General features: G+C 38.4%; 25 protein-coding genes. 11 read left to right on the forward strand and 14 right to left on the reverse strand.

Annotation, left to right across the window (positions count from 1 at the left end; all coding sequences use genetic code 11):
• Positions 1 to 207: 207 nt before the first annotated feature.
• From ACFOSX_RS06160 to ACFOSX_RS06185, 6 genes are all read left to right on the forward strand, one after another.
• Positions 208 to 1,659 (forward strand): arginine decarboxylase, encoded by a 1,452-nt coding sequence (locus tag ACFOSX_RS06160; RefSeq protein ID WP_386098071.1) that lies wholly within the window; start codon positions 208 to 210, stop codon positions 1,657 to 1,659.
• A 19-nt stretch (positions 1,660 to 1,678) separates the two neighbouring features.
• On the forward strand, positions 1,679 to 2,617 hold the full coding sequence (gene speB / locus ACFOSX_RS06165; protein ID WP_386098073.1) for an agmatinase: 939 nt from the start codon (positions 1,679 to 1,681) through the stop codon (positions 2,615 to 2,617).
• Positions 2,607 to 3,593, forward strand: a complete 987-nt coding sequence (locus ACFOSX_RS06170; protein ID WP_386098075.1) for a deoxyhypusine synthase family protein — start codon at positions 2,607 to 2,609, stop codon at positions 3,591 to 3,593. Before speB ends, ACFOSX_RS06170 begins: the two co-directional genes overlap by 11 nt.
• Positions 3,594 to 3,595: 2 nt before the next feature.
• The gene (locus ACFOSX_RS06175; RefSeq protein ID WP_386098077.1) at positions 3,596 to 3,919 is read left to right on the forward strand and encodes a hypothetical protein; all 324 of its coding nucleotides are present in this window, start codon (positions 3,596 to 3,598) and stop codon (positions 3,917 to 3,919) included.
• An 88-nt stretch (positions 3,920 to 4,007) separates the two neighbouring features.
• Complete coding sequence (locus tag ACFOSX_RS06180) at positions 4,008 to 4,787, forward strand: RMD1 family protein (RefSeq protein ID WP_386098079.1); 780 nt, start codon at positions 4,008 to 4,010, stop codon at positions 4,785 to 4,787.
• Positions 4,788 to 4,844: 57 nt separating this feature from the next.
• On the forward strand, positions 4,845 to 5,210 hold the full coding sequence (locus ACFOSX_RS06185) for a hypothetical protein (RefSeq protein WP_386098081.1): 366 nt from the start codon (positions 4,845 to 4,847) through the stop codon (positions 5,208 to 5,210).
• Positions 5,211 to 5,439: 229 nt separating this feature from the next.
• Here the strand turns inward: ACFOSX_RS06185 and ACFOSX_RS06190 are convergent, their stop codons facing one another.
• Entirely contained in the window at positions 5,440 to 6,873 is a 1,434-nt protein-coding gene (locus ACFOSX_RS06190) for a mannosyltransferase (RefSeq protein ID WP_386098083.1), read from the reverse strand.
• Between the two features lie 105 nt (positions 6,874 to 6,978).
• On the opposite strand from ACFOSX_RS06190, the gene ACFOSX_RS06195 reads away from it, so the two are divergent.
• A complete protein-coding gene (locus ACFOSX_RS06195; protein ID WP_386098085.1) occupies positions 6,979 to 7,407 on the forward strand; it encodes an SRPBCC family protein in 429 nt (142 codons plus the stop codon).
• Here the strand turns inward: ACFOSX_RS06195 and ACFOSX_RS06200 are convergent.
• From ACFOSX_RS06200 to ACFOSX_RS06220, 5 genes are read right to left on the reverse strand one after another with little or no spacing between them, the layout of a single operon-like run.
• Entirely contained in the window at positions 7,404 to 8,894 is a 1,491-nt protein-coding gene (locus ACFOSX_RS06200; protein WP_386098087.1) for a cellulose synthase family protein, read from the reverse strand. The two genes, ACFOSX_RS06195 and ACFOSX_RS06200, sit on opposite strands and share 4 nt — an antisense overlap.
• Complete coding sequence (locus ACFOSX_RS06205; RefSeq protein WP_386098089.1) at positions 8,891 to 9,583, reverse strand: glycosyltransferase family 2 protein; 693 nt, start codon at positions 9,581 to 9,583, stop codon at positions 8,891 to 8,893. The genes ACFOSX_RS06200 and ACFOSX_RS06205 overlap by 4 nt, the downstream gene beginning before the upstream one ends.
• A complete protein-coding gene (locus ACFOSX_RS06210; protein WP_386098091.1) occupies positions 9,584 to 10,057 on the reverse strand; it encodes a toxin-antitoxin system YwqK family antitoxin in 474 nt (157 codons plus the stop codon).
• Positions 10,057 to 11,652, reverse strand: coding sequence for a 4Fe-4S binding protein (locus ACFOSX_RS06215; protein ID WP_386098093.1), 1,596 nt, complete (start codon positions 11,650 to 11,652; stop codon positions 10,057 to 10,059). Before ACFOSX_RS06215 ends, ACFOSX_RS06210 begins: the two co-directional genes overlap by 1 nt.
• A 4-nt stretch (positions 11,653 to 11,656) precedes the next feature.
• Complete coding sequence (locus ACFOSX_RS06220) at positions 11,657 to 12,964, reverse strand: NAD(P)/FAD-dependent oxidoreductase (protein WP_386098095.1); 1,308 nt, start codon at positions 12,962 to 12,964, stop codon at positions 11,657 to 11,659.
• 229 nt (positions 12,965 to 13,193) lie between these two features.
• On the opposite strand from ACFOSX_RS06220, the gene ACFOSX_RS06225 reads away from it, so the two are divergent.
• From ACFOSX_RS06225 to ACFOSX_RS06240, 4 genes are all read left to right on the forward strand, one after another.
• A complete protein-coding gene (locus ACFOSX_RS06225) occupies positions 13,194 to 13,904 on the forward strand; it encodes a DUF547 domain-containing protein (protein ID WP_386098097.1) in 711 nt (236 codons plus the stop codon).
• A gap of 81 nt (positions 13,905 to 13,985) precedes the next feature.
• Positions 13,986 to 14,855 carry a hypothetical protein gene (locus tag ACFOSX_RS06230; protein WP_386098099.1) on the forward strand — a complete coding sequence of 290 codons (870 nt, stop codon included), beginning with the start codon at positions 13,986 to 13,988 and terminating at the stop codon, positions 14,853 to 14,855.
• A gap of 34 nt (positions 14,856 to 14,889) precedes the next feature.
• Complete coding sequence (locus ACFOSX_RS06235; RefSeq protein ID WP_386098101.1) at positions 14,890 to 15,903, forward strand: glycoside hydrolase family 113; 1,014 nt, start codon at positions 14,890 to 14,892, stop codon at positions 15,901 to 15,903.
• Between the two features lie 125 nt (positions 15,904 to 16,028).
• On the forward strand, positions 16,029 to 17,294 hold the full coding sequence (locus tag ACFOSX_RS06240) for a POTRA domain-containing protein (protein ID WP_386098103.1): 1,266 nt from the start codon (positions 16,029 to 16,031) through the stop codon (positions 17,292 to 17,294).
• A 75-nt stretch (positions 17,295 to 17,369) separates the two neighbouring features.
• Here ACFOSX_RS06240 and ACFOSX_RS06245 read toward each other — a convergent pair whose 3' ends face one another.
• The 8 genes from ACFOSX_RS06245 to ACFOSX_RS06280 form a co-directional block, all read right to left on the reverse strand.
• Positions 17,370 to 17,759: a hypothetical protein gene (locus ACFOSX_RS06245; RefSeq protein WP_386098105.1), complete on the reverse strand. Its 390-nt coding sequence runs from the start codon at positions 17,757 to 17,759 to the stop codon at positions 17,370 to 17,372.
• 61 nt (positions 17,760 to 17,820) lie between these two features.
• Positions 17,821 to 18,510, reverse strand: a complete 690-nt coding sequence (locus tag ACFOSX_RS06250) for a TIGR04283 family arsenosugar biosynthesis glycosyltransferase (protein WP_386098107.1) — start codon at positions 18,508 to 18,510, stop codon at positions 17,821 to 17,823.
• Positions 18,511 to 18,545: 35 nt separating this feature from the next.
• Positions 18,546 to 19,448 carry a DUF547 domain-containing protein gene (locus ACFOSX_RS06255; RefSeq protein ID WP_386098109.1) on the reverse strand — a complete coding sequence of 301 codons (903 nt, stop codon included), beginning with the start codon at positions 19,446 to 19,448 and terminating at the stop codon, positions 18,546 to 18,548.
• Between the two features lie 22 nt (positions 19,449 to 19,470).
• The gene (locus ACFOSX_RS06260; RefSeq protein ID WP_386098111.1) at positions 19,471 to 20,355 is read right to left on the reverse strand and encodes a sterol desaturase family protein; all 885 of its coding nucleotides are present in this window, start codon (positions 20,353 to 20,355) and stop codon (positions 19,471 to 19,473) included.
• Positions 20,356 to 20,366: 11 nt separating this feature from the next.
• Positions 20,367 to 21,335: an arsenosugar biosynthesis arsenite methyltransferase ArsM gene (gene arsM / locus ACFOSX_RS06265; protein WP_386098113.1), complete on the reverse strand. Its 969-nt coding sequence runs from the start codon at positions 21,333 to 21,335 to the stop codon at positions 20,367 to 20,369.
• An 8-nt stretch (positions 21,336 to 21,343) separates the two neighbouring features.
• Positions 21,344 to 22,156, reverse strand: coding sequence for a purine-nucleoside phosphorylase (locus ACFOSX_RS06270; protein ID WP_386098115.1), 813 nt, complete (start codon positions 22,154 to 22,156; stop codon positions 21,344 to 21,346).
• Complete coding sequence (locus ACFOSX_RS06275) at positions 22,153 to 22,776, reverse strand: TIGR04282 family arsenosugar biosynthesis glycosyltransferase (protein ID WP_386098117.1); 624 nt, start codon at positions 22,774 to 22,776, stop codon at positions 22,153 to 22,155. The genes ACFOSX_RS06270 and ACFOSX_RS06275 overlap by 4 nt, the downstream gene beginning before the upstream one ends.
• The gene (locus tag ACFOSX_RS06280) at positions 22,769 to 23,284 is read right to left on the reverse strand and encodes a rhodanese-like domain-containing protein (protein ID WP_386098119.1); all 516 of its coding nucleotides are present in this window, start codon (positions 23,282 to 23,284) and stop codon (positions 22,769 to 22,771) included. Before ACFOSX_RS06280 ends, ACFOSX_RS06275 begins: the two co-directional genes overlap by 8 nt.

Genomic DNA, 23,284 nt, shown 5'->3' on the forward strand with positions numbered 1-23,284 from the left:
AAGTCATATTCAAAAGTAGCTTATAGGATAAGTAACCGAATTTTAGAGCTAACTTCCGCAAATACCATCGCTGATAGTCAGCATATCTATGGTTTTGTCCCAACTACACAAAGCCAAATTCAAGTTTGAATACACCCTAATTATGACCTTACCTAAAGGTCTTGAATGACGTTACCCTTATTTCAAACTATTTCTATTTAACAAAAAATGAATACCAAATACATTGACCTTATTGGTCAGTCTTTCGATTTTCCTCAGCCAGAATTTAAGCTAGAGGATAAAACCTTGCAGTTTCACGATGTGGATTTAATGCAACTCATAGAGCAGTATGGTGCGCCTTTAAAGTTTAGCTATCTGCCCCAGATTTCCAATAATATTCAACGGGCTAAATCCTGGTTTGCTGAGGCTTTTGCCAAGCATGATTATAAAGCGACGTACAACTATTGCTACTGTACTAAAAGCTCGCATTTTAAACATGTTTTGGATGAAGCCCTAAAGAATGACATACATATTGAAACTTCGTCAGCGTTTGATATTGACATTGTACAAAGCCTTAAGAAAGAAGGTAAAATTACTAACGATACTTATGTGTTGAGCAACGGATTTAAGCGTGAGCAATATGTAACCAACATTGCGAATTTAATTAACGGTGGTCACCATAATTGTATCCCGATTATTGATAATTACGAAGAATTAAACCTACTGTCTCAAGAGATTGAAGGCCAATTCAACGTTGGTATTAGAATTGCTTCGGAAGAAGAGCCAAAATTCGAATTCTATACCTCACGTTTAGGCATAGGTTACAAAAACATTGTGCCGTTTTACAAGGCGCAAATTCAGGAAAATGAAAAAGTCAACTTAAAGATGTTGCACTTTTTCATTAACACCGGTATTAGAGACAACGCTTACTATTGGAATGAATTGACCAAATGTTTAAAGGTCTATACCAGTTTGAAGAAGATTTGTCCAAGCTTGGACAGCTTAAATATCGGTGGCGGTTTCCCAATTAAAAACTCTTTGGCTTTTGATTTTGATTACCAGTATATGGTGGAAGAAATCGTGCTTCAAATCAAACAAGTTTGCGAAGAAGAAGGCGTGGATGTACCTCATATTTTTACTGAATTCGGGAGTTTTACCGTTGGCGAAAGTGGCGGTGCTATCTATAAAGTATTGTATCAAAAACAGCAGAACGACCGTGAAAAATGGAATATGATTAATTCCTCATTCATTACAACCTTACCAGATACTTGGGCCATTAGTAAACGCTTTATTATGTTACCGATTAACCGTTGGCACGACTCTTATGAACGTGTTTTATTAGGAGGTCTTACTTGTGATAGTGATGATTATTACAATAGTGAGCAACACGTCAACGCTATTTATTTGCCAAAATATAGAGAAGACAAACCATTATATATCGGTTTTTTCAATACGGGCGCTTACCAAGAAACCATTGGCGGTTTTGGCGGATTGCAACACTGTTTAATCCCTTCGCCAAAACATATTCTCATTAATAAAAATGAAGATGGAAGCATAACCACAGAGGTTTTCGCTGAACAACAGAAAAGTGAGGATTTGCTAAATATTTTAGGCTATACAACTACCCAACCAAAAGATAAAACTACAGAGGCTGAAACTACAGCATCTGTAATATTATAAAACAACACAACATTAAAAAATGAAAACAAACACATACGCTGGGATACCAGATGATTATTCAAAATTAGAAACGGCCAAAATCGTTTTGATTCCTGTGCCTTATGATGGTACAAGTACTTGGCAAAAAGGAGCCGATAAAGGGCCTGAAGCATTTTTACATGCTTCAGAAAATATGGAACTTTATGACATTGAAACTGAAACCGAAGTATACAAACAAGGGATTCATTTAACAGATGCAGTCACTGAGAACAGCTCTCCAGAAGCCATGGTAGATGCCGTACATCAGCAAACCAAACGCTATATTAAAAAGAACAAGTTTGTAACCGTAGTCGGTGGCGAACATTCGGTCTCTATTGGAACAGTTCGTGCATTCAATGAGATGTTTCCAAGTTTAACCGTATTGCAATTAGATGCGCATGCCGATTTACGTAAATCGTATGAAGGTTCAACATGTAACCATGCCTGCGCCATGTACGAGGCTAGCCAGAATACCAATTTAATCCAAGTAGGCATTCGTTCCATGGATGTAAAGGAAAAGTCGGTAATGGACATGGATAAAACCTATTTTGCCCACGAAATGGCGATGGATGACAATTGGATGGATAGTGCCATTGACCAAATGACGGACAACGTTTTTATCACTGTAGATTTAGATGTTTTTGACCTGTCGATAATGCCAAGCACAGGCACACCAGAACCAGGTGGCTTATTATGGTACGAAACGCTCGAATTTTTAAAACAAGTCTTTGAAGAAAAGAACGTTGTAGGCTTTGATATTGTAGAATTATGCCCAAATAAGAATGAAAAGTCTTCTGACTTCTTGGCCGCTAAACTCTATTACAAGATGTTATCCTATAAGTTTATGGATGAAGATGCAGAAGATGATTTTGAAAGTAATTTTAAACAAGGAAGTACTGTAAACAAAACTTCAAAATTCGCAATTGACGATGACTACTAAAGGACAGATTTCTCAATTTATAGAAAAGTATTACTTGCATTTTAATGCGGCCGCTTTGGTGGATGCCTCTAAAGGCTACGAAGCGCAATTAGCACAAGGTTCCAAGATGTTGGTGTCTTTAGCTGGCGCCATGAGCACAGCGGAATTAGGTAAGATTTTTGCTGAAATGATTCGTCAAGATAAAGTGCATATCATTTCGTGTACAGGCGCTAACTTGGAAGAGGACATCATGAATTTGGTAGCACATTCGCACTACAAACGCGTGCCAGATTATCGTGATTTAACCCCTCAAGATGAATGGGCTTTGTTAGAAAAAGGCCTAAACCGTGTTACGGACACTTGTATTCCCGAAGAAGAAGCTTTTAGACGTATTCAAGAACATATTGTTAAAATTTGGAAAGATGCTGAAGCCAACGGCGAGCGCTATTTGCCACATGAATATATGTATAAATTGTTATTGTCTGGGGTTTTGGAACAGTATTATGAAATCGATATCAAGGATTCTTGGATGTATGCGGCGGCGGAAAAGAACTTGCCGATTGTATGTCCAGGATGGGAAGACTCTACGATGGGAAATATTTTTGCCAGTTATGTCCTAAAAGGCGAGTTAAATGCAAGCACCGTGAAGTCGGGTATTGAGTATATGACGTTTTTGGCCGATTGGTACACGGTCAATTCCAGTCCCGAAGTGTCGGGAGGCATTGGATTTTTTCAAATAGGAGGCGGTATCGCAGGTGATTTTCCTATTTGTGTGGTGCCAATGTTGTATCAAGATATGGAACGTGAGGATACGCCATTCTGGAGTTATTTCTGCCAAATCAGTGACTCCACAACCAGTTATGGGTCATACTCTGGTGCCGTACCAAACGAAAAAATCACTTGGGGAAAATTAAACATTGATACCCCAAAATTTATTATAGAAAGTGATGCTACAATTGTCGCACCTCTTATATTTGCATATATACTAGATATGTAACCATGAAAAAAACTGACAATCTAAAGCGTGTCATTGTTGACTTTAAAAAGTTAACACCTGAGATTTTGGCTCTTCTGGTTGAAAAATATCCAGATGGTTATGATGATGTTCACATCATTACATTTAAGAATGCAAAGAACGAAACCATTGAGGCTGTGGAGGTGACAACGGAAGACACCAAGTACCTCGTTAAGGTAAGTTCTAAGCTTGAGGTAACCATGGAGAATTATGATGAGGATGACTACGAGGATTTTGACGACGACGACCCAGATGCGGTAACCGACCCGTTTTCAAACGCAGAGGAGGACAACTTCGAAGACGAGTAGGCCAAAGGTCACTCAAAACATATCAATAGGCCAGTAAACCTTTACTGGCTAAAATTCACTAATACATACAGTTTACTGTTTTAATATTATGGCATATCATGTTGTCGCATACAATGTGGCAAAAAGTGTGGCAGTGAAATCCTGTAAAAATAATTTAAAGTTCCAGCTTCTTTTTTCGGATAGCGATGAACTCTTTTATCAATTTAAAGCGGAAAAATACATCTACGTATTTCAGTATGGTATGTTGAGTTTTTTCAATATGACGTCGGAAGAAATTTCAGAAGTATTCAAACTTATCAAACCTTACGCGGTCAATTTTGAAACGCCTGAAGTGTCAGAAGATATTTCAATCACGTTCGAAAATGAGAAAATGGCTGTGGAGTTCGACCATATCGTTTTACCGTCGTTTGATGCCGAAATGATTCGTTTGGTAATGCTAAATGCATCGCAATCTGTGGCGTTGAGTCGGTATTCCGAAATAACAGAGAACCTTTTGTTCGAAACCAATAAACACACCGTTTATCTCGAAAAGAAAGGGAAATTGGATATTTCAGGCAATAAGTTGAAACGCTTTATTGGTAAGACGCTAAACATCAAAAATAAGATTTCTGAGAATCTCTACATTTTTGATTCCCCAGATGTCACGTGGGAAAATGAGCAATTGAATAAATTGAACCTAGGGTTAAAACAAACCTTCGATTTAAAGGACCGTTACCGTGTCATTCACGACAGGGTAGAAATTATAAAGGAAAACCTAGAATTGTTTAAGGATATCATGGACCACAAAGAAAGTAGTAAATTAGAATGGATTATCATCATCCTAATTTTGGTTGAGGTGGTAGATATGTTCATTTTAAAGATGCTATAAAACAGATAACAAAAATTATATTAACTAAAAGAATTCCGTTAACAACGGGCATTAATTATGAAAACAAAAACAAAATTTATCATTATGCTTTTGGTAAGTATGGCGACTGCGTATTCGTCTTCTGTTGTTGCGCAAGACGGCACTAAATCACAAATCAAGACTATTGTCGGAACCTTTGATGGTTATGACGAGGAAGATGGCTACAGCTTTTTAATACTGGATGAAGAAGATGGTAACGAAAAGTACATGTTCTTCACCAAAATTACAGATGAGGCTTTAAAAATGGTCAATCTTAAATCAAAAGCCATGGAAGGCCAAAAATTTGAACTGAGCTACAGCACAAGAGCTTACACTGAAAAAGATGATAGCGGTATTGAAGAAACCTACGAGGAATACACCATCACTGAAGTAAAGAAAGTATGAGGTACCACCCGTTGTGCATTTTGATAAAAATCGTCACTTCGAGTGGATTTTTCGATTGAAAATGAGAAAAATTTGTATCGAGAAGCGGGATTTTATTCAATAAAATGTTCTCGATACAATTTTTCGTGCCTCAAAATCACTCGAACTGACGACAGAATTTGTTTTTAAGTACAAAATACACAACGGGTATAAAGTCTTTTTTATGACCTTGTAGGAATAAATCTAGATTTTAATAAGACTGTCCAAAAAAGGGTAGTCTTTTTTTTAATAAAACCTCCCAAATAAACGCACTAAAGACGATGACATATTCAAGAAATACCACCCAAAGGTTTTCGTGAAATTCTACATCGGTATAAGCGACATAACTTAGAACCACAGCCAGCGACCAATACAACGGAAATCGGTATTTGGTAAACAACGATACCAAAACAACCGTACTCACATACCACGGATGAACGGTAGTACTCATAAACAAATAAATGCTGAACAATAGCGTTATGGAAGTCGCCAATTCTGCAATTGAATTATTTTTTCGGAAGAAGGAAATACCGAGAATAACCACTAAGGAAATTATAGGCAAAATCTTCCCGATTATCCAAATTTCATTATAACCTGTGATGGCATAACCAATTTCTCGAGCGAGGTAGTAGATGCTCGCGTTGAATTCAAAATTACTAAACCAAAGTCCAACGGTTTGACTGTAGTTTGATACAAATTCCGAAGAAAAGAACGGCAGAAACAACACCAGAATTGTTGCCAAAACAATGGCGTAAAACCCGATAAGTTCGAAGAGTTTAAGTTTCCATTTCCTGTCACTTCGAGCGGACTCGAGAAGTCTTAACAGTGGATTAGACAGCAAAGTTTTAGACCTCTCGACTCCGCTCGAGGAGACAGTATCTTTTTGAGGGGAATCTTTATCCAAAAACCACCAAAAAAACACTGGTAAAAACATCAACGGAATCAACTTAACGGATACCGAGGCCCCAATGGCAATTGCAGACCATTTCCAATACCCTTTTTGAAGCAAATAAAAACTGAGCACCAAAAAGAAAAGCATCACACCTTCAAAATGAAGATTGCCAGTAAACTCAATAATGATAAATGGATTTAAGATGTACCACCAAATCCTGCTCGATGGTAATTTTAAATGTTCCAGCAGTTTCTTTCCGAAGTACAACACCCCAATATCGGCTGAGATAATAATAAGACGAAGCACAATCACGGCACTCGCAATGCTCTTTCCACCAAACAGCGAAGCGATGTAAAAACACAATTGATTCAACGGTGGATAATTGGTATAGTGTCGTGCGCTTAAAGGACCCATGCCATTATAAAGTTCTTGCGCTTCGTTAACAGGGAATTCCCCTGCGTTTATAAATGAATCTGGTGTGTAGAGATAGGGATTAAAGCCTTCAAAAAGTAGCCGTCCATCCCAAATAAAACGGTAAAAATCTTGTGATAAATTCGGTATGGCAAAAAGAAAAATGGCTCTAAAAACCAACGCGCTTATGACCAATACACTAAAATTGAATCCAGCGGATTTCTTTAAGTGATAAGCTAAAACAAAAAGTGCTGTGTAGATGCCAATGAGCAATGTAGATTGCGACCGTTCCAATTCAAACCCAAAATACCAATAAAGGATAACGCTCAATAAAATGAGCATTAAGGGTGTTTTATTGTATTTAAAAAATGTGGGGTTGAGTAACACGGTTTAAAGGTAAACTTAATTGCGAATTCACAATTTAAAATCAAATCCCTAAATTTAACTATGGGATTTACTATTTATCAAGATTTGGTCGTAAAGACCAACAAACCTAACGTTTTTGAAGCGATTTCTAATCCGACGATATTGGAAAAATGGTGGCCGTTGAAATGTTCAGGGCAACCTGAAGTTGGTGCTACCTACAATTTCAATTTTACGGATGAGTACGATTGGTATGCTGTGGTTGCCAGTTGCAAAACAAATGACCACATCCATTATAAAATGACAAAGTCTGATGTCGACTGGAATCCCACCACCTTTGGTTTTGATTTAGAAACCCATAAACACGGAACACAACTCAAGTTTTGGCATAAAGACTGGCCAGAGTGTAATGACCATTTTAAGCATTCGTCCTTTTGCTGGGCGCTACTTCTAAAAGGATTAAAAGATTATTTGGAAAAGGGCATCGTGATTCCGTTTGAGGAGCGCTCCTAAGCTTTGGAAGTTAAACTTTTAAAGAACACATAACCAAACCCGATAAAGAGCATCAAGTGAAATGGGAACAATCCAAAGTCCCCACCTTGGTCTCCGACGACGAAAGCACTGTATAATCCAAAGGCAAAATAAAGCATCAACATGCCTTCAATAATCACATGAAGGGATGGTTTTTTCTTTAGGTATTTGTTGCCTTTCCAAGAATCCTTCAAACTAGAAATATTGAATTTCGGTGTTCGAACAAACTCGCTTCGTTTTCCGATATGGCCTTCAATCACTGCAATAGAATTATGCAATGAAAAGCCCATAGCAATGGAGAAAAACGTAAAGAACATACCAATATAACTAAAGAACTTTTTAAAGCCACTACCGTAGATATTGCGGTACATAAACCAATAGCAAACAAAGAAAATAATAGTACTGAGCACAAAGAAGCTCATAAAGTAAAAATACATTCTAAGGTGGGCATATTCATTTTTAATATATAGCATAGGTATGCTTAATATGGCTACCGTAAAAATGCTGAGAAACATCGTACTGTTCAGTAAATGTAACAGTCCGTGTATTTTGGTTTTGACCGAAATATTCTTCGATTTAACTACACGCCATAACATCTTCCTAAAGTTTTCGGCGCCACCTTTGTTCCAACGGAACTGTTGTGAGCGCGCCGCGCTAATCACAACAGGCAATTCGGCAGGAGTTTCAACATCTTCGAGATACTTAAACTCCCAGTTTTTGAGTTGCGCGCGGTAACTTAAATCGAGGTCTTCGGTGAGGGTGTCGCCTTCCCAATTCCCAGCATCGAGAATGCAGGCTTTTCGCCAAACACCAGCGGTACCGTTAAAATTGATGAAGTGCCCTTTGGAATTTCGTCCGACTTGCTCCAAGGTAAAATGTGCATCCAAAGCAAAGGCTTGGATTCTGGTCAACAGAGAATAATTTCTATTAATGTGTCCCCAACGTGTTTGGACCACGCCGATTTTTTCATTCTTAAAATAAGGGATTGTACATTTTAACCAGTTTGGTTTCGGGAGGAAATCCGCATCAAAAATGGCAATAAATTCGCCTTTAGCAACTTTTAATCCTTCCTTTAAGGCGCCAGCTTTATAGCCACTTCTGTCGCTTCTCGTAATATGCTGAATGTCTAAACCTGTTGCTTGCAATTGCTCAACATGTGCCTTTGTAGTAGCTACGGTTTCGTCTGTAGAGTCATCCAAAACCTGAATTTCCAACTTGTCTTTTGGGTAATCAATCAAGGCGATATTATCCAACAAACGTTCCATCACGTACATTTCGTTGAAGACTGGTAATTGAATTGTCACTAACGGAACTTCGTTTAAATCCTCTAAATCATAAACCTCACAATCGTCTACTTTTTTGTGTGCAGAGAGGTAATTAAAAAGCAAATTGAGCTGGGCCAATGCGTAGAAAAAAATAAGCACAATGGCGATGGTGTAAACGACAATAATGACTGATTCGAAAATCATTTCTTAAAACTATATTTAAATATCCAGGTGAGGATTTTAACGCCCGCAAATATAGCACCTTTTACGGTTCCTGAAACTTTTGAGACGCCTATTCTATTTCTATAGTTTACAGGGACTTCAAGATAGCTAAATTTTTGTTTTAAAGCCTTTAATTGCATCTCAACAGTCCAACCATAAGTCTGGTCTTGCATATTGAGAGCCAGTAACTTATCATATTTTATAGCCCTAAATGGCCCTAAATCCGTAAATTTTGAACCGAACATAATACGCATTAAGGTGGTTGCCAGCCAATTCCCAAAAATTTGTGGAAAGGTCATAGAACCCGCTTCACGTTTCGATTTTACCCGTGCACCAATCACAAAATCGATATCATCTTCAATAATTGGTTGTACAATTTGGGTCAATTCTTCAGGATAATCACTGTAATCCCCATCCAAAAACACCACGATATCTGGCATATTTTCTAAATTTGAAATGTAATCCATACCCTTTAAACAAGCGTATCCGTAACCAGGTCTTGGTTCGGACAAAACTGTTGCGCCAGCGTTTCTGGCATTTTTTTCCGTATCATCTGAAGAATTATTGCTAACAACAATGACTTCATCAACGATTTCAGGAATATCATTAATAACCAATGGAATAGATTCTGCCTCGTTGTAAGCAGGAATAATGACTTTTATATGTGTCATTTAGCGTAAATCTGAAAGTTTATTGTCTTTACGAAAAGACCTGTAATCCGTCCATTCATTGATTTTCTTTCCTTCTTTGTACTTTTCAGCACGCACCAATTTTTCGTGTTCATATCTTAGACAATACCCGTTCTTTTGGTTGTTTTTTAGTTGACATTTATGGTTAATATGTCCCATGCTATCATAGAACAACCACCATTTGGCTTTGGTACCGTTTTCAAAATGACCTTCTTTTTCTTTTGAGGCATCCGCACGGTAGAACTTCCAATATTTCGTTTTTTTACCTGCTTCGTAATGCCCTTCGCTTTTCACTTGTCCGTTAGTATGGTAAAATCTCCAATACTTTACTTTTTGGTTTGAAGCATTTACCCAACCTTCAGATAATAAGTTGCCGTTATTGTCATGATTTTTCTGATAGGCATTCTGTCCAGAAACCAATTGGCAAAGAAAAAAGAATAAAATGAAAAAACGCATTATTTTTGATTTACCAATGTCATTAAGTCAACATCGTTACCTAGTAAGATGTCGTTAGGATTGATGCGACCTTTCAAACTATCGTTCTCTAATTTTAAAACACCGCGTGGACAAACAGCGGAGCAAACCCCACAACCCACACAACTAGAACGTACGATATTTTCGCCCTTTTGAGCGTATGCACGGACATCGATACCCATTTCACAATAGGTAGAACAGTTACCGCAAGAGATGCATTGTCCGCCGTTGGTGGTAATTCTAAATTTTGAAAACATACGCTGTTGGAAGCCAAGGATAGCGGCCATTGGACAGCCAAATCGGCACCAAACACGGTTTCCTAAAATCGGATAGAATCCCGTGCCAACAACCCCTGAAAATATGGAGCCGATGTAAAGCCCATAAGCCGAACGCATAGCTCCAGCTTTAAAAAAGAAAATGCGTTCCGTCGTGCCTGTATAATGCATTACAAACAAAGAAGCTATGACAATAAGAAATCCGATGGCGCCATAACGTGCATGCTTGCCTAATTCTTGGCGCTTATAAATCATGGTTAGTGCAAAAATCCCGGTAAGGAATGTTCCAACACTAATTAAGAAATTCGATTTGGTTAGCCAATATTTAGAAGTATCTGTTCCTAAATACGAATGAATTACAGCCGTCGTCATAATCACTGAAAAGACCAATACGGTATGAATTAACCAACGCTCAATTTTCCAAGCCGATAGCTTTTTGCTACTCAAATGTCTAAAGGAATCACCAGCGGTTTCAGCCAAGCCTCCACAACCGCAAACCCATGAGCAATACCAGCGTTTACCGTATTTGTAGGTGAGCCATGGAGACACCAAAAAGACCATGGCAACGGATAAGACCAAAAAGAAAATGCCTATGGTTTCTGCATTTATAAATTGGTCCACACGCCATTGGTCAAAGGCATAATAGTTCAGTGGCCACATATTTTTAAGGTCGTTGTATGGCAATGAAAAGGTGTCGGAATTTAAGCGAGCCATCAACTCTGGAATCAAAAAAGCAAAGGCTGTCTGAAAAAACATCACAGATACCGTACGCAATTGCTCGTATTTGTTGTGCTTGTATTTCATTAAGAATTTAATTCCGAAGCCAAGAATGGCAATAGTATACAATACACCATATACAAACCATTGACTCGCGGGATTGCCACTTAGGAGATAGCTTAGAGGGTCAAATAACCTAATCAACCCTGTATTGGCGCCATCCACACCTTGACCAAGACCTAATAAATCTGCATAGAAGTATAAAATAATGTAAAATCCGGTTAGTGCAACGCCGGCTACCCAACCCAAGACGCCTCTAGAGGAAATGGATTTAAACCAAACACCATCATTTTTAATACCTTCTAGCTTATGGTCGTAGGCGCCTTTTGAGAATACGATAATCCCAATCATTAAGGCCGAGAGTGCTATAGTAAGCACCAAGCCATTACTGAATAATTCAACGTTAAAAGTGGCGAGTAATAGAATCAGCAATCCTACCATGCCAATAACGACACCGATTTTTTGCTTGGTGTTTAAACTTTTTGGGGGTTGACCCGTGAGAGCCATATTATTTTCTAAAGCCATAATTTTATGCGTTTACAGGTTGTGGCGTTTTAAAAGTGTTAAGAATTTGTGATTCGAATGTTGCATAAAACTCAGGGTCAAAGTTGGCTTTGGCCAAGTGTTCCATCACATAGTCGACATCTCTGTTTTCGGTCAGCCAGCGGTCAAAGACTTCATGGCGCATCCGAATCCCGAAGGTATTAATGCCTAAAAATTGTCTATTACCTTCATGAAAAGCTACAGTAATACATTTGGTGTCATCCTCGTGTTTCCAGTGAAAATGCTTTTCAAAATCTTGCTTGTTTCGTTCGCTAAATACCCAACCGTAGGTTTGATACTCGATATCCAAAAACTTGGCTGAGTTAAACCAATAACCTGGTTTGTATTCAATTTTATTTCCGCATAGGGTTTGTGCGAGTGTTTCGCCCATCATTCGGCCTGTGTACCAAACGGCTTCTATTGGTCGACGATTACCAATAGCTTCATGTTGCTCAGCGCAATCGCCGATGGCATAGACATCCTCAATGTTGGTTTCTAAATGACGATTCACTTTAACACCTCGGCCCAATTCAATACCTGAGTCTTTTAGAAAGGCAACATTTGGCGACACGCCAGCGGTTAGTCCTAAGACATCGCATGGGATTTCTTCGCCTGTTTCATCAATGATAACCGATTTTACCTTGCCGTTGTCATCTGATTTTATTTCTCGCAAGTTGGTTGACAAGCGTAAATCAATGTGATGATTTTTAATATGTCGGTTAATCATTTCGCTTTCGCCCTGAGGTAGAACACCATTCCAAAAGCTGGATTCACGAACTAAAAATGTCACAGGAATCTCTCTGGAATTCAGCATTTCTGCCAATTCAATACCTATTAATCCACCGCCAACGATGACGGCGCGTTTGCAGACGTCTTTGTTTGGTGCGTATTTTTCAAGATTATCCAAATCCTGTTTGCTATACATCCCCATTACACCGTCTAGGTCTTGTCCTGGCCAACCAAACTTATTGGGTTTGCTTCCTGTGGCAATGACCAACTTATCGTAAGTCATGTTGCTACCATCCGCAAAGTTGAGTGTCTTGTTTTCGGTGTCTACTGTTTCCACCCAAGCTTTTTTCAATTCAATTCTGTTCTTTTTCCAAAACCAGTTTTCGTAAGGTTGAGTGTGTTCAAATTTCATGTGGCCCATATAGATATACATGAGTGCCGTACGCGAAAAGAAATAATCCGTTTCGCCAGAAATAATCGTGATTTTCTTGTCGGAAAGTTTTCGGACGTGTCTGGCTAGAGTGACGCCAGAAATCCCGTTTCCTATTATAACAATGTGCTCCATAGTTGTGTTCCGAGAATTCGGAAAATTTGGTTGTTAGTTCTGCTTAGGTCGTAGTTAAAGTTAAGAACTTAAGTGAGCTTTTCAATTTATAACCAATTTAAATTATCAGAGTAGTGTAAGGTTTGGCCTTGATTTTAGACGCTGAAATTCTTTCAAATTTATTGTAAGCTAAAATTTAGCCTATCGACCTAAGGGGCGTTACAACACTCTAAAAAGAAAACAAAAACTTATGAAATCATATATAATAGTAGTTGCTTTGGCTTTCGGAATTTTAGGGCATTCACAAAGCTTGAATGACTTTTTTACAAAGTCGGACGCCTTCTTCAAATCCAATGTAAAAAGCGGAAAAGTCGATTATAAAGGCATAAAATCCAATCCTGAAGCGTTAAATGAATTATTGTCTATTGCTGAAGGTATTTCGGTGTCTACGAGTGATACAAAAAATTATCAGGCCTTTTGGATTAATGCTTATAATCTCTCCGTTATTAAAGGCTTGGTGAATAAATACCCGACAACATCACCATTGGACCACGATGGTTTTTTTGATAAAACCACATACAGTTTAGGCGGAAAGCAAATCACGCTAAACGATATTGAAAACAAATTATTGAGAGCGAAATTCAATGATGCGCGATTCCATTTTGTATTGGTTTGCGGTGCGTTGGGCTGTCCTCCAATCATTAATTCGGCTTATAAACCTTCAACTTTAGATGCTCAAATGCAAGCCCAAACTGTTAAGGCGCTCAACGGCGATTTCCTTAGAGTAAATACCAAAAAGGAACGTGTCGAGGTTTCAGAAATCATGAAATGGTACAAGGAAGATTTTGTGACTAACGGACAATCTGAAATTGACTTCATTAATACCTATCGTGAGGATAAAATTCCTTCAAACTTTAAGCTCAGTTACTTTCCGTATAACTGGACTATTAATGAGCAATGACATATATCCCTGCCGAAGCAGGAATCTCAAAAAAGAAACTCAAATTTTAAATAAAAAGATACCCGCTTTCTCGGGCATATTATGAAAAAACTAATCCTATCCATAACCTTAGTCGCCCTAGCATTTACGGGCTTTTCACAAGATGATGAAGACGCTTCAAAAAGTGTTATTCAAGAATATACGCCTTCAAAATTATTGAACAAAGGGCAATGGGACATCAAGTGGTTCAATAACTTATACACACAAACCGAAAGTACATTTAGCGAAGGCACCGAACCGAGACAGACCTTTTTTACATCAACGGTCGATATATTTACTGGTGTTTCAGAAAGTAGTACGTTTAATGTTGGTGTGTTGTTAGAATTCAGGTCTAATGTGGTCGCTGGCCGAGATGCGTTTGATGTCTTTTCGTTTGATGGCGATGCAGGCACAGCAAGGTCTGGCTTTACCTCATTTGCACCGGCGATTAAGTTTAATCCACTGAAAAATGTGTCTAATTTTACCATACAGACGGCGTTTCATATTCCCTTGGTGGATAATGAGGTGGACGAAGGGGTCTTCTTAGACCAAAAAGGATTTATTTTTCAGAACCGTTTCTTTTACGATTATACCTTTCCTTCGGGCGATTGGCAGATTTTTTCAGAATTGAATACAGAATATAACTTCGGAAAGAACGAAGACAGCTTCGCCAATGATAGTTTGTTATTAACGCCTGGCGTGTTTTTAAGCTATTTTCCGAGTGATACTTTTACCATTTTGGCCTTGGCGCAACACCAACAGCGTATTGATTTGGGCAATAATTTTACCCAAGATTTTACGGCACTCGGTGGTGGATTAAAATACCAATTGACCAAAGTGTTGAACATCGAAGCCCTGTACACCAACTTTGTAAGAGGCAATAATACTGGCCTTGGTGAAACTTTTAATATTGGCTTAAGAGCATTGTTTTAGAGATTAACTTAAATTAGGGGCTTAATTCTATGCTATGACTAGAGCTAAGCTCCTCATTTTTTTGTGTTTTGCCATTGGTTTATCGTCTTGCACAAGTCAGGTGGAAAAGATAAACGGCGTCAGTTTTGTGGCCTATGGTAGTCCCGTAGATTCTACACATACCACACCTGTGGTGACACAAGTTAACGCCAATTACGCCACGGTAATGCCTTTTGGATTTATACGAGATTTGGCAAATCCCGAAATTCATCACAATACCGAACGCCAGTGGTTTGGTGAAACCCGAGCAGGGACCAAACAGTATGCTGAAGAATTACGAAAGCTGAATATTAAAATTATGATTAAACCCCAAATCTGGATTAGAAGAGGGGAGTTTACAGGATTTCTGAATATGGAATCCGAAGCCGATTGGCTAAAGCTCGAAGAGGAATACGATGAGTTTATCCTTGAGTATGCCGATTTAGCCGAAGAGATTGACGCAGAAATTTTCTGTATTGGCACTGAGCTTGAAAATTTCATAGACAAGCGTCCTGAATATTGGAACAGTTTGATTAAAAAGATTAGAGCAATTTATAAGGGGAAATTGACCTATGCATCCAATTGGGATGAATTTAAACGAACACCGTTTTGGAGCCAGCTTGATTTTATTGGGATTGACGCCTATTTCCCGGTAAGTGATGAACAAACCCCTTCGTTTGAAAAATGTATGGAAGGCTGGAAGCGTCATGTTCCAGTGATACAGGGGCTGTCGGAATCGGTTCAGAAGCCCATTCTATTTACCGAGTACGGCTACCGAAGTGTGGATTACACGGGCAAGGAACCTTGGAAGTACGACCGTGACATGACGGAAGTCAATCTCCAAGCCCAAGTCAATGCCAGCAAGGCGCTATACGAAACCTTTTGGGATAAGGACTGGTTTGCCGGAGGCTTTATCTGGAAATGGTTCATCAATTACGAAAAAGCCGGAGGCCCCGAAAACAATCAATTTACGCCTCAGAATAAACCTGTAGAGGAAACTATTAAATACTATTATAGTCTTAAGCATTAGATAGTATACATATAGGTTGGTCTATAAAAACATCTTATCATTTTATTTGAGTAATGTTTTAAAAATGTTCACGTCTAAATTGCTATTAGTTTAGACCAAGCTTCATGTTTTTAAACCACTCAAAATTGAAACGCGTCACTTCTTTTATCGTATGCGTTTTTGGTACTATAAATTTCGCTGTTTCGCAACATATGGTTGCAGACTTAAAGGTACAAGGCAATAAAAAGCTAAAAACATCTTTCGTTAAGCGCATTTCAAAAATTAAATCGGGTATGGTTTTAGATTCGGCAATGATAGCAGAAGATATAAAACTACTCAAGCGATTACCTGGTGTTGCCCATGCTTATTTTCAGGTGTTTCCGGCAGATGACGAGGGGCTTTATAATGTATTTTACAATATAGAAGACAATTTCACCATTATCCCTTCGGCGAATGTATATACTACTAATGATGATGAATTTGCCTATCGGTTGGGATTGTATGAGTTTAATTTATTTGGGCAAAATATAACCTTTGGGGGATTTTACCAGAAAGATATATATAGTTCTTATGGTATAAATTTTAGAGCTCCTTTTCTATTTACAAGGCACATTGGTCTAGCTATAAATTACCAGGATTTAACGACCCAAGAGCCTGTTTTTTTTAATAACACTACGGCTGACTACAAATACAATAATGCATCCATTGAAGTATTGGGACTTTATCAATTTAATTTTAATAACCGATTGGAGTTTGGACTCAATTACTTCACTGAAGATTATCAATATAAATTTGGAGCGACGGACCCTGCGGTTCCCTTGGAGTTGAGAGTGAAAAAGTTAATGTATAAAGGCATATACGAATACAACAATATTGATTATTTCTATCAGTATTTATCAGGATTTAGAAGTCAGTTAAATCTTCAATATGTCACGACACGAGACGAAACCTTACCAGAATTTTTAATAGGTTGGAATGATTTCTCCTATTTCTTAAGAGTCGGTGAGAAAGGCAATTGGGCCAATCGATTACGTCTGGGATTAGCAACAAATAATGATAGTCCTTTTGCGCCTTTTGCTGTGGATAATAACTTGAATATTAGAGGCGTTGGAAATCTAATTGACCGAGGTACAGGTGCCATTGTATTAAATACCGAATACCGTCATACACTTTATGAAAAAGATTGGTTTGTTTTACAAGGCAATGCTTTTGTGGATGCGGGGAGCTGGCGAAATCCGGGAGGTGATTTTGGTGATTTTGGTGATTCGCAGAACGTGAGAATCTATCCGGGATTGGGCCTTCGCTTTATCCACAAGAAAATTTTCAACGCTATTTTTAGAATCGATTATGGCTACGGTATCACGCCAGATGCTACACAAGGGTTTGTGTTTGGAATTGGACAGTACTTTTAGTGAGACCCATCACACGCGAGAGCTCCGCTCGAAGCGTGTGATGCTGGTCGAACTAACCCCGACCGAACATCGTCATTACCTTTTAATAAACTTCTCCTGACAACCTTCAATACAGAAATAGCTAACAATGAGTGTGCTTCCATTTTGCTCAAACGGGATTTGCCAATCGGGATTGCTACAACTATCCGATTGTAAATAAAGACCAGTCTCAGAATAAGTGCCTACAGTTCCATTGCTACTTTCGGTAGATATAAAGCACATAGTTCCATTAGAAGACCAAGTACCGTTTGAATTGAAGGTTACGGTTTTGTTGCTATTTACAGGGTTAAATGTACCACTACCATCGCCTGGGTCTACCAAAACTTCGGTTAATTGCCAACGCCCCACTAATCCTGTGTCGCTGTCATCGCTACTACAAGAGCATAAGAGACACGTGACAATCAGTAAAAAGATGAATTGTTTCATGATTGGTATTTGTTATAAGATAAGAAAATTGGAGAATGGTTGCGTTGTAAGCTAGAAATTTCTAGGCTATATACTTTTTGTAATACGCCAACAAGTCATCTGCAGAGGCTCCAAACCATTTTTTAACATAGATGGCCCAAAAGTGGTACTGTAGTTTCCAAATGCCGTGACGTTCGTAGAGTCGGGCAGAGGTGCGGATTTTTTGGTTGATGACCACAAACTCATTCCGTTTGTACAATTCATTGATGAGGATATTGTCCTCGTAGATGGTGTAGCTTTCGTCATAACCGCCAATCTCTTGAAAAAGCGCTTTCGTGATGAACTGACTTTGGTCTCCACCGCGACAGGCCCGCCAACTAAACTGGGTCAACCAACTGGCAAGGCGTAACCACCAATGATTATGGTCAAATTGAAGTCTGAAACAACCTGCATTATTACCGTTACCTACTTCTTCGATAATGTATTTGTCGTACCGATTCGGTGGAAAGGAATCTGCATGTAAAAAATAAAGAATGTTGCCTCGGGCAATTCTTGCACCAGCATTCATCTGCTTGGCACGTCCTTTTTCTGAAGCCAACACTTTAATATTGAGGTCTAATTGGGCGATTATCTCTTGCGTACCATCCGTACTGCCACCATCCACAACAATGATTTCTGAAATGTTCTGTAATTCGGCATTGTCTACCAAATGAAAAAGGAGTTCTTCAATTGTAGAGGCCTCGTTTAAAACCGGAATAATAATGCTAATCATATAGCCTATATACGCAGAAACGGCAAGATGAGTTTTTAATCATTCAAATCCCAATTATAATCCTTATATGTTTTTTTGGCGTTTGAAGAAATGTTCACCTCCGAATACTGATTCAAAAAATCAATAACAGAGCCATTTTCGGTAAAGTCCGATTTAAACCATTTAAAGATTTTTGAAATAGCGATGCGGTCTTCTGACAGGTCATTCCGGTTAGGGTCTGCCAAAAAACTTTTGGTAGCTTCTGTTAATTGCGCGTCCAAGTTTTCTGCAGTAAACGCTGAATTTTGAAGTTTTGGGCATGAAAATGATGCGCATACAATAGCAAAATGAATACGAGGTTCATCCATTTTCCGAAGAATCTCATGCTCAATCTGATTAAGATTAAACCACTTGTCACCAAACTTCCAAAGGCGTTGGTCCCAAGGGTCTTTAATATCCTTAATGCTTTTTACAGGATAGTTTCGTAAGATTAAATCAATCGTTAAGGCATTGTAGGCATTAATCCAATAAGCAAGTTTGTCTTCTCGAGATAATGAGTCAAGATACGGATACAATTTTTGAAGTACGCTGATATATCCTAATAATTCTTTGTGGGAAGATTTGAATCCCTTATAGTTTACATTACCTTCTTTAGAAACATACTTTTGAAGTAATTCATCATACAATATGTGTAAAGGTCCTACACGTTTTGAAAGTGTTTGGTTAAGTCCAAAAGAGTCTTCTTTGGTATTCTTTTCTTCCGCTTTTTGAGGTTCAACCTTTTCTTCAGTCTCAACTTCAACTTCAGTTTCAACCTCTTCAACCTCAATTTTTGTCTCTACCTTTTCAATTTCGACTTCGACTTCAACTTCGTCTTCTTTGGCGTTTTCAATAGCTTTCTTACTTCCAGAGCAGGAAACTATGAGCAAAATCAGTATGATGCTGTATATCGTTTTCATAACCTTCAAATTTTAAAACCCACTACTTTTTGCTGAGCGGATAGAGTTCTTGACTGACAAAATCTTTCGGAAATTTATCGTCGTCCTTAAAACCTAATTCAATATCCCTGCCAGAATGAGGCACGTAATCGGTTTTAAAGATATAATCCCAAAGACTTAAGGTTAGTCCATAATTAACACCATAGCTTACACCTTTTGGTAAAGCTTTGGCATGATGCCAAATATGCATTTTTGGGTTATTGAAGACGTATTTGAGTGGCCCATAATCCCAGCCGAGATTGGCGTGGTTAAGATGACCAACCGCAATTGAGATAAAATAAACAATGGCCACATCTTGCGATGAATAATTGGCCACTAGCGCCAAAGGAATGTAAAGCAATGATTTGTACACGACAGGCTCCATCCAATGGTAACGCAGATGCGCCGCAAAGCCCATTTCCTTTACAGAGTGATGGACTTTATGAAAATTCCATAGCCACGGTACGCGATGTAGCAAGCGATGCGTATTCCATTGCACAAAGTCCGATACTAGAAAGAAGATTAAAAGCCCTAACCACTTCGGGAGGTCTGTGGAATCAAACAACTGAAGACTTCCGATGGAAATTCCAATAGCATTTAAAGCATCATTGAAAAGCGTCGAAACCGTATTTGATAATGCTATAAAGACAATTAAATTAAGAAGGAAAAAATTGAAGAACATATAAAAGGTGTCTAACCAAAAATCCTTTCGGAATATGGATTGGTTTTTTCGCCATGGGAAAAAGATTTCCAACGCCCAAACCACCAAAGAAATGATAATGAGTCCATAGAAATAGTTGTTCCAATGGTTGAGGTCAGAGAATTCGTATTTAAGATAATTCCAGTATCCCGAATACGAATTCACAAATATGTCCCAGTATTTTTCCATCGATTAGTGGTTTAGCAACAACCGCCACCATCATAATGGTATGTAGATTCGCTGATGAAAATATCATCACGACCTAAGTCTGCTAATGCACCAGCAGTTTTATCGCAAACCGCAATTGGCTGATTTTTCAATAGGATATGTCCTTTTTTATCATCAAAATAATCCTCAGAACCATAGTAGATAGCAGCCTTTCCAGTAAAGATGCAAGGGCCATCTTCTGGCATTGGGTCTTTTATGGCGGCAACCTCGATAGATTCGATATAGATTAACTCATCAGTAGGATAATTTTTAGGGTCTAGGATGCGATAAGGCTTGCGCGCTCTTATTTCAATAGTTCCGAAGCCAGCATCGGTTAGTGCTTTTACATACTCTGCAATAGGTAAACTACCACTTAAACATAAGGCACGTAATCTATCATCGTTACGTAGCGTATCGTTCATAGGTTGCTCGCAAGTTGGGTCACTCATTATTAAACGCCCGTGAGGCTTAAGGACACGGTACATTTCTTCAATGGCTTTTTTTAAGTCTTCAGCCTTAAAAATGTTGAACAAGCAATTTTGCGCTGCTACATCAATGGAGTTATCTTCGACTGGGAGATTTAGAGCATCTCCTTTTTTAAGGTCTACAAATTCACTTTTAAACCAATCGTTTTGTGCTTCAGCTTCTTTGAAATTTTTACGCGAGGCTTCCAACATTTCATCGACAACATCAACACCGATTACACCACTTTTCTGACGGTTGAAATATGAAAATTGCAATAATTCCATACCACCACCAACGCCAACATATAACATCTTAGGGTTGTTGGTTAAATCACGTGCATTTACTGTACTACCGCACCCGTAGTTCATTTCTTGCATAATTTTAGGAATCTTCAATCCTGGTAATTCCCAAATCGGATTTGTGGTACAGCAAAGGCCTACATCTGGTGTTAATGCGGCTTCTTTATATAAATCGTTAGTAGCTTCTAAATAACTCATAGTAATGTTTATAAACTTTTTATTAATTTTTTGAATAAGGTAATCAATTCAGGTTCTGCTTTGGCGGCCATGGCCATAATTTCTCCGATATCAACTGGCTTTAGGTTATCTGGGTCGCATTCATCCGTTAAAACTGACACTGCGGCCACCTTTAAGTTTAAATGATTGGCGACAATAATTTCTGGGACTGTAGACATGCCTACAGCATCTGCACCAATAATTTTTAGCATACGATATTCCGCACGTGTTTCTAATTGTGGACCTACAACGGAAGCGTAGACCCCTTTGTGGAGGTTGATGCTGTTGTCCTGAGCGATACTTTCAAATTTTGAATTGATTTCAGCATCATAAGGTGCACTCATATCCGTAAAGCGTTCGCCTAATTCCGAAACACCTTTAAATGCCAGGGGCGAACTGCCTTGTAAATTGATATGGTCATCAATCAACATTAATTCTCCTTTTTTGAAATTGAGATTTATAGCTCCGGCGGCATTAGACACGAGTAAAGTTTTTATACCTAATTTTTCCATGATGCGGACTGGGAAAGTCACATCTTGCAAGGAGTAGCCTTCATACACATGGAAGCGTCCTTGCATAATTACCACCTTTTTGCCTTCGAGATTACCATAAATGAGTTTTCCTTTATGGAATTCTACCGTAGCCGTCGGGAAATTGGGAATGTGATTGTAACTGGCTTCCGCAATAATTTCTACATGGTCTAAGAGTTGCCCTAAACCTGTACCTAAAATGATGCCGACTTCGGGATTGTCAAAGCCTTTGCTTTTTAGGTAGTCAGTACTTTCGTTTATAAATTTTATCATTCTTGTTTTATTCTCGATTCAAGGTTAAACAAATAATTGAAATCAGCATAGGGAGCCAAATCTTCAAGATAATCAATGTCGTTAAGGGTTTCCAAAATGCTCAAGTTATCCAACATTAAGTCTGAAACTGTATCGTTATATACTGTATCTGTTCCCCATTCTTTATTTTTAAAAACTTTTTCAATAAGTCTAGTCATTCCCAAAAGATAATAACCTCCATCTTCGGCTGGGCCGATGACGGCTTGGTTTTCTTCAAGTTTATTGAATGCATCACGGATGAGTTCAGCGTTTAAATCCAATAAATCGCTACCTACAATAATGATTTTCTTATATTTTTTTTCAAAAAGCATTTTAAATGCGTTCCCCATACGCTCGCCAAGGTTGTTTCCTTCTTGTAGTGCTTTAGAAAAGTATGCATTATCCCATAGGTCGTTTTGTTGGATGTCTTCTGAATAAAAAACGTAACGATTGGCATCGACCATTTTTGCTACGTTAGATGTATGCTGTAATAAATGCTTGTAGATGTTAAGTGCTTCTTGGTCACCCACAGATTTTGCGAGGCGTGTTTTGCATTTCCCAAGTTCGGGATTACGGGTAAAAATAATTAGAGCCTTATCCATCGGTTTTTAGTGTCTTAGAGTAAACTTTAATGCCATTTTTCAGCCATTTGCTCCATTCTTTGGAAAAGGCGTGTACGCTATCGGTGGTTTTATTGTTAGAGTTGTACACTTCAAAATTGTTATTCTTCCATTCAAAAATACCGCCGTAAAGATTTTTAACGTTGGTGTACCCGGCTCGTTTGAGCTTTTCGCCAATGCTTTCAGAACGAATGCCCAAAGAACAATACACCACAATTTCTTTGTCTTTATCTGGTATCATGGTTGTAACCCTGTCTATATCGAAGTCATTATAACCAACGCAAGTTGCATCTTCAATATGGCTGACTTCAAATTCCGAGGGTTCTCTTGCGTCTAGGATTATAGCGTCTGTATTTGGCGAAGCTAGCTCTTGAACAGAAATATAAGGCACACCTTTATCATTATACTGTTTCAATAATTTCGAAAGTGTTTTTTGGGAGTACCCAAAGAAAGAAAAAAGCAATACGAATATGGAGATATAAACTTTCAT

It is taken from the genome of Winogradskyella maritima, assembly GCF_042650215.1.
GTDB lineage: Bacteria > Bacteroidota > Bacteroidia > Flavobacteriales > Flavobacteriaceae > Winogradskyella > Winogradskyella maritima.